Here is an 11855-nt window from a genome sequence, read left to right as displayed (position 1 = left end):
AGTATTTTTTAATGGGCAATCCATAATTGCGCACAAAATGGAATCTACTCGGGGAATCTATCCGATAAGAGATTCAAGATAAATAAAACTATCTTACAAACCTAAATGCTTCCTTACTTGTAGATAAGCAACTCTATGGTTTGTTACTCTGATAATATAAGAAAAGTCCTTGAAATGTGTGGTAAAAAATAGGCATTAACAAAATTCAAATCTCTTGTCTGGAAAATATTGATTTAAAAGACTAAACTAATAGCTAAAGTTGTCTTGATTAACGCTAGTCTCTAAATTCTTTACCGAAACATAAACAACTTAACAAAATGCTTGACAAATCTTCATAAAAAATTAACAAAAATTATTTAGAATCATCGCAAAATAATCTTGAAATGCAAGGAAATAACAATGAAACAAAAAGCTTTTATCCCGCTTATTTTAAGCACTATCTTATCTGCTAACTCTCTCCCAACAGAAGAGGTTATCAATATGCCACAAACAACACACCAAAACGCACAAATACAAAATTCACCCGCGCAAAACCCACAAACGCAGCCGCAGACTCCAAACCAAGATTCTGTCGTAACACAAGTGCCAATCCAATCCCATAATACCTTAGTGCCAAACCAACCCGATGTGATACAACCGCAACAAACACAAAATCCTCATAATCAGCCAATGCCAAATGCTTCCTACACAGGAGGAAATTATGGCGCTTCTTTGCAGACTATTTTAAATAAAGCGCGTCAAATGTATCCCGGCGCATTTATCACCGATATAGATTATAAGGGTTTTGGCTATGAAGTTGAAATCAATGATAATTTGGAATTGTTTTTTGATCATAATGGCAATTTCATTGGACAAAAATGGGATTAAAACATTCTAATCTTGGAGAATAAACTTGCTATTTCATTATTTAAAAAATCTCAAACATACAGGTGCTTTATGCTCTAGCTCTAGGCATTTAGCTGAAGTTATCACGAGAAATATTGATCTTGAAAATGCTACTAATATAATTGAAATTGGACCGGGCACGGGGGCTTTTACAGAAGTGATTTTGCGCAAAAATCCTTACGCACATTTTCTTGCTATTGAAATTAATCCAAAAGCTGCAAACAAACTCCAAGCAAGATTCCCAAACCTTAATATTGTCGTAGATTCTGTAGAGTTCTTACCATCTATTATGCAAGAAAGAAATATCTTTCAAGCTGATGTTATTGTTTCTGGGATTCCGTGGGCACTTTTGAATCAAGTAGCGCAAAGAAAATTTTTGCAAAATATCTATCGCGCATTGAAACCTAAAGGCTATTTTGCTACTTTTGCTTATCTTTTGCCAACGATGGGTGCGCATAGATTTTACAAGCAAATTTACAAACAACGAATGTTTAGTGAGACTAAAAAATCAGAAGTTGTATGGGACAATCTCCCACCAGCTTTTGTGTACTATTGCAAGAAATAAAATTCATTCCTCACAATAACAACATAATGGTGTGATTGGCTAAAGCACCTGTTCTAGCTGTTAGCGAAGTGCAAATTCTTGAAATCCAATCTAGCGATGGAGAATATGAATATGTATTTGGCAAAAGCGAAACAACTTTACTTCTCGCTCAATCAACCAGGGACCCACGCTAAGCACAAAAATTTATATCAAATGAGTTAGCAATGGAATCTTGCATTAACACTAAAAATAGTTTTGAAGCCATTAAATCCCTTGAAAATAGGGGAAGTAATGTCAATTGAGTAGATTCCATACAATCTTGCATTGATGAATCTCGTAGTGAGTTTGAATTGTTAATGACGCAAGTTTTAGAAGAATTGCATCCGCAAGGCAAAAGAGATACAATCTTTCAAGCCTCAAAATTAGCAAAGCAGAATCCAAAGAATCGCTCACCCATTGCACCCGGAGCTATCAAAGTGCGCAAACTTGCACTTTGTGCCATATAATGCTCTAATCCAAAATGTGCGATATACCATTCGCACATTTTATCTAGCCCCATATCCACTAACGCGCGATTCTGCCTAGAGATAAACCACTCCACGCCCCCAAAACGCGAGAACACCTCCCGCCAAAACGCAAAATTCACATCATAAGTCAAATCCGCCTCGCCAAACAATCCCAAAAGTTTGGAATCGCAAGTTTTGACATAAGGATTAGGAAAGAAGTTTTGCGTTTGGTGCTTAGAAAATGTGCGCAAAGAAAAGGCATTCCGCGCATTCATTTCTCCATAATCAAAGCCTAGAAACAGCCATTTTTTGGCGCATTTTGCAAGGCTTTCTACAAATTCTGTCGCGCCGAGCGGAATTTCACCAATCTCTATATTCGCACTTCTAGCGATTTCCAAAATCTCTGCACTTGCCCTTTTGAATCGCACTTCTTTACGCCCTCCCTCCATATCTAGCGCACTTTCCTCTACAAACGCCATTTCCTCACCAAACACCAATTCACACGCAAACGCATCAAGCAATTCATTGCTCACAAACAATACTGCGCCAAAATCTTCTAAATCACTAAATTGCGTAGCACTCTTAAGCTCTTTTTGGATTCTTTCCCTAAAATTTGCCTTTTGGATTCCTTGCAACTCACTTAAAGGCTCTAGCGTCCAAAACTCTACATTTTCCACTTCTCTTAAAGTCAAAAATTCCGCGATATCCGCTATCAAATCGCCCTTTTCACTCCCAATTTCCACAATCGCGATTCTGCCCTTTAAGGATTCTAAAATCCCCTGCAAATAAAATCCCAACACATAGCCAAAAAACTTCCCCACGCTGACATTAGTATAAAAATCCCCTGCTTTTCCCACGCGCACTTTGCGATAATAGCCCCTCTCCCCATACAACCAATCCTGCATAAAACAACCAAAGCTTTGCGATTCCATTAAAAGATTCCTGATTTTTTGCGTCCTTTATAGCAATACATACTTAAAATTTACTGAAAATCGTAGATAATTTTGCGTTTCAAGAGGCGATTAGAATTTATGCCTATTGACTGCAATTAAGGAAATTTTATGGGGGGGGGGGGGGGTATAATTATTACTTAAATTAATTTAAGGAAATAAAATGGCAGTTTCATTTCATGGTGAATGGGTATCTAGTGCGGCATTAGATTTCGCCAAAGCACAGAAGTTTGAAAGCACAAATGCGGCGGAGGTTTTAAGTGATTTGCAAAGTAAATTCAAAGACTTAAACATTAATGGAGGCGGAGGGCAAGGGACAAATAACCTAACCATTGCTCCAAATATTTTGCAGCAAATGGCGACAAACAAAGAGGCGAGAGAGAAGTATGAAGCCCTCATCTACGACATTAACGAAACAATAAAAAGCCAACCAATCACCACACTAACAGGAGGCAAAATCAAAGCAAGTGGATTTATTATCGACGAAGATGGCGGATTAAGTAGCTGGGCAATATCAGAAAGCGGAAGCAAAAAAGAAGAAAAGTCATTTGTAGAAAAGCTTATGGAAAGCCTAAAAGAAATACAAAAAGAACAAGAAACTAAGGCGAAAAAAGCCAAAGAAGAAGAGATGAAAGAAAAAGCAAAGGAGAAAGAAAAAATCTCTATAGAAATCAAAAGCAAATCATTGCTTGATATTGAATCGTGATACTACAAATCCTTGATTTTGAGATTCTACATCGCTTCTTAATTTCTTATCGTCATTGCGAATGAATAAAACGAGCGTGGCAATCCACAATGTTAGCAACCAGCCGCCATTATGAGAAGTCGCAAGACTTCGGGTGTGCAATTTGTGAAACGAATTTCACCCGCTTCAGCGTAAATCCATAATCTCAAATAAAGTGGATTCTACAATAGAGAAATTAAAGTGTAGATTGCCACGAGTTTTTACAAAACTCTCGCAATGACAAGCAGTAGAATCTGCTTTTAGTTTAAATTATGGATTGCTTCGTTGCGCTTCGTGCACCTCATAAAGATACCTCTTGCCGATTTCCTCATTCATACCGCGCAGAATCCAAACTCACGATTCCATTTTCGCCACAAATAGGACAATGTGGATTGCGCTTAATGGCAATCTTGCGAAAGTCTAGTGAGCGCACATCGCAAATAAGCATTTTGTCAAACAATGGCTCCCCTACGCCGGTAATGATTTTAATCGCTTCACTTGCTTCTATCACACCAAACAAACCTGCCACAGCTCCCAAGATTCCGACACTTGCCCCTGTTGGCATTTCGTGTTTTGGCGGAGAATCAAACAAACAAGCATAACACGCACTCACTTTAGGCTGAATGCTCATCACTTGCCCACTAAAATGCAAGGCACTTGCGCGTATGAGAGTTTTTTCCTCCAACACACACGCATCATTAAGCAAAAACTTAGAACTAAACGCATCGGTCGCTTCAATCACCAAATCATACTCCGCAATGGCTTGTCGGATATTTTGCACATTTAGCCTCTCACGGAAAACTTGCAAATTCAGATTTGGATTCAAAGCCATTAACTTTTGATAGGCAGAATCCGCCTTGTTTTTTCCCAAATCCTGCATATTATGCAACACTTGTCGCTGCAAATTACTCAAATCCACGACATCTCCGTCGCAAATCCCAAGCAATCCCCGCTCACCCGCGCCTACACCCGCTGCGGCAAGATAATACAACACGCCCGAGCCAAGCCCTCCAGCTCCAGCGACAAACACACGCGCATTTTTTAGCTTCTTCTGCCCCTCTTGTCCGATTCCACTTAGCAAAATATTGCGATTGTATCGTTCCAATTCTTCTTTTGTTAATTCCATTCTTTTTCCTTAAGTTTTTGATTCCAAATTTCTAGCGCAAACAAGCTCCATAGCATTTTTGCTCGTTTCTCGCAACTATATTTTTGTGGCGCGTTCAAAAGCGATTCTATCTTGCTTTTGGGCAGAAATTCTTGTGCGATTTGCGAGGAATGCAACGAATCCCAAATCAGCTCCCTTAGCTCACCCTCAACCCAACTAACAAGCGGCACTTCAAAGCCTCTTTTAGGCGCATTGACGACTTCATCGTCCAAATACTTTTGCGCTAAGCGTCGCAGCAAATACTTCGTCGTCATACCATGCACTTTTAAAGAATCGCTAAGCTTTGGCGCAAACTCTACAAGCATTTTTGACATAAAAGGCGAACGCGCCTCTAGCGAATGCGCCATTGTTGCAATATCCATTTTAGGCAACAAATCGCACAAAAGCAAGTTTTTAGCGTCTAAAAGCAACATTTGAGAAAGCGGCGAAGATTCGCCCTTAAAAACCCTTTCTATATCTTGTTGGAATCCCTGCCAATACACACTTTCAAAAGAATAAAATCCCACAAAAATATCTGTGCTGGCTGCTAGATAATACTCCGCGAGATTCCGCTTATAGGCGTTTGCCATTTGCAACAAGCGATACAGATAATTATAAAGAGATTGTTTGGATTTTGGATTTGGCAAGAAGTCTTGCAAAAAGCCAAAAGGCACGACTTTGGGTAGCAATAAATGCCCAACATAACGACGATAACCGCCAAAAAGCTCATCTGCCCCATCTCCATTTAGCACGACGCTTAAATGTTCTTTCGCTGCTTTTGCGACATAAAAGCTCGGAATCGCGGAGCTATCAAAGAAAGGACGCCCATAAGATTGCAAAATCTTAGGCACATCTTGGACTAGGTTTGTGCAGATTTTTAGCGTAGAATGCCGCGTATGGTAGCGTGATGCGGTTTTCTCCGCAAGAGGTGTTTCATCAAAATGCGTCCCCTCAAAACTAATCGTGAAAGTGCGCAGATTGGGCTTAATCTCTGAAGCAAGTGCCACAATCAAAGAGCTATCAATCCCCCCGCTCAAAAATGCTCCCACTTCCAAATCCGAAGATTCTATGCGGTTTTGAATGCTTTGCTTCAAGAGAGATTCACAAATCCTCACAGCCTCCTGTTCATCAGTAATCTTAGGCGACTGATACAAGGATTCCAAAGAAAAATAAGGCTTAAAAACAAGTGCAAAAGTGCTTAAATCTAGGATTCCATAATGTCCATTTGGGACAGAAAACACTTCCTTATAAGGTGCGCCATCTTGATAAAAAAATCCACTTTGCAGATAGAATCCTAGTGCGCCAAAATCCACTTGCAAATCATTGGTGCGCTTTAGGATTCCGCACAAGGTATTTAGCTCACTCGCAAAGGCAAATTTAGAATCTTTTTTGTAATAAAAAAGCGGTTTTTTGCCCATTCTATCGCGCCCGAAATAAATCTTTTGATTTTTTTTATCATAGAGTGCGAAAGCAAACATACCGTCCAATGTATTCAAACGCTCCAAAAAACTTTCGCCATGCTGCCAAAAAAGCCCTAAAAGCGTTTCTGTATCACTATGCGTCTGAAATGCAAAATCCAATCCTTCACGCAAACTTAGATGATTGTAAATCTCCCCATTAAAAGCAAGGCATAAATCTTCAAAGATCATAGGCTGGTGCGCCAAAGTGCTCAAGTCTTGAATACTAAGACGCGCGTGGAAAAACTGCAACAATCCCCGCAGAGTAGAATCCCAAAATGCACCCTTGCTATCGGGTCCGCGATGGCGCATTAACGCGTAAATTTCATCTAAAGAAAATTTGGGATAGTTTAACGCTCCCGCAATTCCACACATTTTTACTCCTTAATTCAATTGCAAAATACGCACAATATTGCCATTGTTGATTCCACTTATCCCATTAGGATAATTTTGAAAAAGCAATATTTGAATCATATTGCTTTTTAGATAATGATTGCTTAACAAGAATGAATTTTTACCAAAATTAACTTGTGTTAAATTTGTTGGATTTTGTGCATTGCTTTGCATTATATAAAAGTCATTATAAAAATCAATCGTCGCTTGTGGCACGATATTGGGCGCATTTTTCGTAGAATCCCAAAACATAAAAAAATCTTTTTGCAAGACTTTTCCATTTTCCAAATCCACATTTGCAAAAACATTAACATTTGCCAATAATGGCAAAATACGCAAAGGTAAAACCCAATAAACTTTTGCCCCATTTACTAATTCAAATTTTGGAGATTCCACTTCTAAACTCTGTAAATACGCATTCGCTCCCAAAGGCAACGATAAGACTTCAAAGATTTGATTCCATTGTTTGGTGGGCAGCGTTTGCATTGCTTGGGCAAGGTGAGAAGAAAAACTATAAAACAAAGTAGGCGAAGAACTCATTAGAATCTTAGCGATTGGGAAATTTACCACACCAGAATGTCGTGCCCCATCAAGCAAAACTTGCCCTTTAGTAAAATACCGCAACGCATATCCATAATCCCACCACGATAAAAGAATGTCTTGGGGATTCAACTTAGAATCCAACTCCTTAAAGGCTTTAATTTCCGCTTGTGTCAAAATGGGTTGAGGAATCTGATAATGCAAACTTGCGATTAAAAGCGCGACAATTAGGCTATTTGCAATCAAAATTGGACTAAAAAATCTCCCATATAATTTTAGGATTCCAAAGCAAAAAACAGCGAATCCTAAAGCAATCATTGGAATCAAAAACAGACTAAAACGCGCACCAAGCATAAGCGAACCAAAGCCTAAAACACAAAAAGGCAGAAGAAAAAGGAAGATTTCAAAAAAACATTCAACACTTTCGGATTCTTTGGAATCCATCTGCATATCTTCTGTGGAATCTGCAAGGGAATCGGATTTTGGTTTTTTGCGAGACAAAACAACACAGCGCAAACAAAACTTCACGCAAAACCCATAAACCCCAAAACACACAAAGCCAAAAAATGCGATTCCAAAAAGCACGATTCCCCCACTTCGATTGATGAATATCTCCCAACTTGTAGGGCTAGTTTCTAAGATTGTCTTAACAACAGAAGCGTAGATATAAGTGTTTGCGTGTTGTGTCGCACCAAAGAGATAGGCGTTAATTTGAGCAAACACAGGATTCAAAAGCCCAAAAATCGCCGCATAAATCAAAGTGAAAATGAGCCAAATCCACAGATTTTTAGGGCGTTTTGAGATTCCAAACAAAACCACAAAAAACACCCACAAACTAAAGGGCGCAGGCGTCAAAAGAATCAAAAATGTGGAAGCAAGTATAAGGGCTTTGGGCGAGATTGTGCGCAACTGAACAAATCTCACCACCTCCAAACACACAAACAACAAAAACCCCAAAAGCAAAAGATTCTGAATGCCGTTATGCCAAATAACCGCCAAATAACTAAAGATTCCAAACCATACAAGCCACGCCAAAGAAAGACGCTTTTGCCCCAAAAATCGTAACAAACACACTAAAGCCAACAGAGGAAAAGTGAGCAATAACATATCAGTATCAAAATATCCAACACCCACGCGTTGATAAAAACTAGGCGACAAAATCGCAACCAAACTTCCCACAAATGCTAAAAACGCTAAAATGAGCGGTGCTAGAAATGGAGAATCCAGCGGATATTGGCTTGTGTTTTGGGATTGCTTTTTTTTAAATATTGCGAAGTTTAAAAGTGCAAGGATTTGATAGACTAGCCAATACAATGCAACTGCCGTAGTTGTGCTAAAAATCACACTACTCCAACTTAGGGCAAAATCTAAACTTGTCATTTTGGCAAGGATTCCACCAAGTATCGCCAAAGGGTGCAAAGATAAAAATGCGTCAAAAACTCCTCTCCAATCCCAGCCTAAGCCAAGTAGAGAAAGAAATTCACGCACACCTTTGGCATAATAATAAGCGTCCATTGAAGTAAGAATCAATGCGCCTTCAAAGAAGTTTTGAGGGGATTGGAGAAAAATAAAATCCACAAAATGCAATCCCCAATGCACACAACATAGAGTGAGGATAAAAAAGAAATGGAAAAGACTTTGTTGGGCTTTTAAAAACTTAAGTTTTAAAGGTGCTTCACAAAAGGGTCGGATAGTCATTTAGGATTCTTTTGGAGAAAGATTCATAAAAGCAAATCTTAGATTCGCAAGATTCTCTCGGTCGTGATTTCAGCATTTGTTGGATATTTGGATAGAATCGCACGAATGCCATATACCAACAAAAGGCTGAAAACAACCCAAAAATAAGGGGGAACTTCCCCAAAACAATTTCCAAAAAGCAAAATAAGCTTTTGGAAATGAAGTCTTTTGGAATTATCTTTTTGAGAATTGTGGGCTTCTTCTTGCTTTGCGTTTTCCGTATTTCTTACGCTCTACCACTCTAGAATCACGAGTCAATAAACCTTTAGGCTTCAAGATAGCTCTGAAATTCGTATCATAAAGTGCCAAAGCCTTAGAGATTCCGTGTCTTAGTGCCTCTGCTTGTGCAGAATAGCCACTACCAAAAGCAACTGCGATAATATCAACGCTTTTTTCTTGCTTTGTCAAAAGCAAAGGCTGCATAACTTTCATCTTAATTGCTTCATGACCGCCCAACCAATCATTAAGGCTTGTTTGGTTAATGCTCAACTTACCGCTTCCGGGAGTTAGCCATACTTTTGCGATTGCTGTCTTTCTCTTTCCTGTTGCATAAATTTTTGCCATTTGTTAATCCTTATTTTGATTCTTTGGAAACTTGCGCACTGTGTGGGTGATTTGCATCGCAATAGACTTTTAACTTTTTAATCATTGCGCGACCTAATTTTGTCTTTGGAAGCATACCACGAACAGCGAGTTTGTAGAGTTTTTCTGGGTGTTTTTCCAACATTTCTTGAAGTGTTTTTGACTTTGTGCTACCAAAATATCCGGAATGCGTAAAGTATTCTTTATCCTCTAGTTTCATTCCACTAAATTTGACTTTAGGAGCATTTATCACAACTACGAAATCACCACAATCAACATTTGGTGTATAGCATGGTTTATGCTTACCCCTTAGAAGTGTAGCAATTTCAGTAATGAGACGACCAAATGTTTTGCCCTCGGCGTCCAAAACAACCCAATCGCGTTTAATTTCATTGGCTTTTGCCATTTTGGTAATATTCATAACTTTACCTTTCATAATAATTTACTTCTTAGAATCCAAAATTTCTTTTGGAATAAAGGTGAGATTATAGCGCAACTTTATAAAATTTTTCTTAAATTAAGTGATATTTAATAAAAATAATGTAGCAAAAACAACCAACCGCCCCGAATCATTTGGAATAAAGGCAAAATTATCGTGCGACTTGATAAAATCTCTCTTGCGTTCTATTGTTGAATCCGCCTAAATTTCAATCCTTTATAATCCCACTTTTACCCAATCAAACGACCACTCCCGTCAAAATATAATTCCAAATTATCATTAATCTCAATCTCATAGCCAAAACCTTTATAACCTATATCGGTGATAAACGCTCCGGGATACATTTGATGCACTTTATCAAAAATGGTTTACAAAGAAACATTGGGGTTAATTTCTGAATTATTCGGATAAGACATACTCTGTGTTTGTGGATTCTACACAGATTGCAGAGTGGGCTGATTTTGTATTGGAATATTTTGTGCAGGTTGGGTGGTATTAGAATTGTTTGTTTGCACTTGTTGTGGCAAATCAATTTTTTCTTCTGTCGGAGTGGAATCTAGATTGGCTAAGACCATAAAACCTGCAGCTAAGACAGCAATAAACATTTTGTATCGCATTGGATTTCCTTGTGTTGTAAATTGTGCGAAATTTCATGGTTGTTTTGTCAATTTTTTGTGAAGTTTTATCCAATATTTCATTCAGATTAATGATTCCACCCTTTCAGGTTTTTGCTTGTTGGCTTTTATCATCAAAGAGATAAATTTCACCCCCCCCCCAAAAAAAGGATTCTAGCAGATTCCTATGCCTCTAGATTTTTATTCAAATTCCCTTTTTCACCTCTTTCTTGCCAAGCTATCCTTGCCCTCACTCCTCTACAACAAACTCTCCTTTGAGTTTTTCTAAAGTCTTTTCTCCAAACCCTTTAACTTGCTTTAATTCATCAACAGATTTAAAAGGCTTATTGGAGCGATATTCTATAATCGCTTGCGCTTTTGCTTCTCCGATTCCTTTAACACTCATTAATTCTTCTTTACTTGCAGTATTAAGATTCACTGCTCCAAACAGCAAGGAAGCCATTAAGAACAGACCTACTAGAAACTTCATCTTTTCTCCTTAATTTTAAAGATTTTTCATTGTATCTAATTCCCCAAAGATTCCAATGCTTTTAGCAAATATAAGAGATAAAATTACTTCTTTTGTTACATTTTATAACACAACAAGAAGAATCCGCCTACTCTACACTTCTTTATCCATCTCCTCACACATTTTTTCAAACGCTTGATAGTATTTCCAAGATGCTACAATGTCGGGACGCTTATTTTGCACATCTAAAAGTGATTTTTTTAGAGAATCTCTAATTACATTGCGCAACTGCGTATGCTCTTTTTTCGCAAGATATTCGATAATCTGTTTGGGTGTGATGTGAGCGTTTTTGATTTTTTCAAGCTCTTTTTCGTAGGCTTTCATATATCCGATAAGAAAATTTTTAACGCGCAAAAATAGCTTATGATTTTCTATAAGTTGAGAGTAGTTTTTTGTCTTTACTAAGATTCTGATTTCATCGTATTTTAATGGAATCTCAAATATTAGAGAGGTAATATCTGTAAAGTCGTCTCTATTTCGCGTAATTCTTTGCTTTAAAGTGAGAGCGATTTTAATCCCACCCTTTAAGTTTAAGCTCATCAAATCTTGTGCGGTTTTATCTACATCGTTAGAATGTGCGTATAGAGTTACAGGAAAGTGCATAAATTCTCCCGTGTTGCTATTAATCCTCTCCTCAAAAATATCTCTATCCGCTTCATTAGGTGGAGTAAAGCCAAACTGATTGGCAAGCCTTGTCCAAGTCTCAAAAGCTTTGTCTTTAGAGATTTCACTCATATCTATATATTCTATGTGTGTAAGATTCTTAAGATATTCTAGTCGCTTATAAAATTGTATGCTTGCACCTCTCCAA

13 protein-coding genes are annotated in these 11855 nt (G+C 38.1%); 3 read left to right on the top strand and 10 right to left on the bottom strand.

What is annotated here, in order from left to right; all coding sequences use genetic code 11:
• The first annotated feature begins 399 nt into the window (after positions 1–399).
• Positions 400–867 carry a PepSY-like domain-containing protein gene (locus LS69_RS06270; RefSeq protein WP_138123259.1) on the top strand — a complete coding sequence of 156 codons (468 nt, stop codon included), beginning with the start codon at positions 400–402 and terminating at the stop codon, positions 865–867.
• Positions 868–892: 25 nt separating this feature from the next.
• Complete coding sequence (locus tag LS69_RS06265; protein WP_138123257.1) at positions 893–1450, top strand: methyltransferase; 558 nt, start codon at positions 893–895, stop codon at positions 1448–1450.
• A 388-nt stretch (positions 1451–1838) separates the two neighbouring features.
• Here the strand turns inward: LS69_RS06265 and LS69_RS06260 are convergent, their stop codons facing one another.
• Positions 1839–2867, bottom strand: a complete 1029-nt coding sequence (locus tag LS69_RS06260) for an SAM-dependent methyltransferase (RefSeq protein WP_138123255.1) — start codon at positions 2865–2867, stop codon at positions 1839–1841.
• A 181-nt stretch (positions 2868–3048) separates the two neighbouring features.
• Here LS69_RS06260 and LS69_RS06255 point away from each other — a divergent pair, with 181 nt between their 5' ends.
• Entirely contained in the window at positions 3049–3591 is a 543-nt protein-coding gene (locus LS69_RS06255) for a DUF6033 family protein (RefSeq protein ID WP_138123253.1), read from the top strand.
• 346 nt (positions 3592–3937) lie between these two features.
• Here the strand turns inward: LS69_RS06255 and LS69_RS06250 are convergent, their stop codons facing one another.
• The 9 genes from LS69_RS06250 to LS69_RS06210 form a co-directional block, all read right to left on the bottom strand.
• Positions 3938–4735 carry a HesA/MoeB/ThiF family protein gene (locus LS69_RS06250; RefSeq protein ID WP_138123251.1) on the bottom strand — a complete coding sequence of 266 codons (798 nt, stop codon included), beginning with the start codon at positions 4733–4735 and terminating at the stop codon, positions 3938–3940.
• Positions 4726–6585, bottom strand: a complete 1860-nt coding sequence (asnB, locus tag LS69_RS06245; RefSeq protein WP_138123249.1) for an asparagine synthase (glutamine-hydrolyzing) — start codon at positions 6583–6585, stop codon at positions 4726–4728. The genes LS69_RS06250 and asnB overlap by 10 nt, the downstream gene beginning before the upstream one ends.
• Positions 6586–6594: 9 nt before the next feature.
• On the bottom strand, positions 6595–8841 hold the full coding sequence (locus LS69_RS06240) for an STT3 domain-containing protein (protein WP_138123247.1): 2247 nt from the start codon (positions 8839–8841) through the stop codon (positions 6595–6597).
• Between the two features lie 38 nt (positions 8842–8879).
• Complete coding sequence (locus tag LS69_RS10445) at positions 8880–9023, bottom strand: hypothetical protein (RefSeq protein WP_194145443.1); 144 nt, start codon at positions 9021–9023, stop codon at positions 8880–8882.
• Positions 9024–9054: 31 nt separating this feature from the next.
• Positions 9055–9444, bottom strand: coding sequence for a 30S ribosomal protein S9 (rpsI, locus tag LS69_RS06235; protein WP_138123245.1), 390 nt, complete (start codon positions 9442–9444; stop codon positions 9055–9057).
• A gap of 10 nt (positions 9445–9454) precedes the next feature.
• Entirely contained in the window at positions 9455–9883 is a 429-nt protein-coding gene (rplM, locus tag LS69_RS06230) for a 50S ribosomal protein L13 (protein WP_138123244.1), read from the bottom strand.
• Positions 9884–10335: 452 nt separating this feature from the next.
• Entirely contained in the window at positions 10336–10518 is a 183-nt protein-coding gene (locus tag LS69_RS06220; protein ID WP_138123240.1) for a hypothetical protein, read from the bottom strand.
• 247 nt (positions 10519–10765) lie between these two features.
• Positions 10766–11005 (bottom strand): helix-hairpin-helix domain-containing protein, encoded by a 240-nt coding sequence (locus LS69_RS06215; RefSeq protein ID WP_138123238.1) that lies wholly within the window; start codon positions 11003–11005, stop codon positions 10766–10768.
• A 132-nt stretch (positions 11006–11137) separates the two neighbouring features.
• Positions 11138–11855, bottom strand: a 718-nt coding sequence (locus tag LS69_RS06210; protein WP_138123236.1) for a DUF2972 domain-containing protein, incomplete at its 5' end; no start/stop codon positions are given.

Origin of the sequence: Helicobacter sp. MIT 05-5294 (assembly GCF_000765675.1) — a bacterium.
In the GTDB taxonomy this organism is placed as follows: Bacteria; Campylobacterota; Campylobacteria; order Campylobacterales; family Helicobacteraceae; genus Helicobacter_D.
This window is presented reverse-complemented; position numbering and strand designations above follow the sequence as displayed.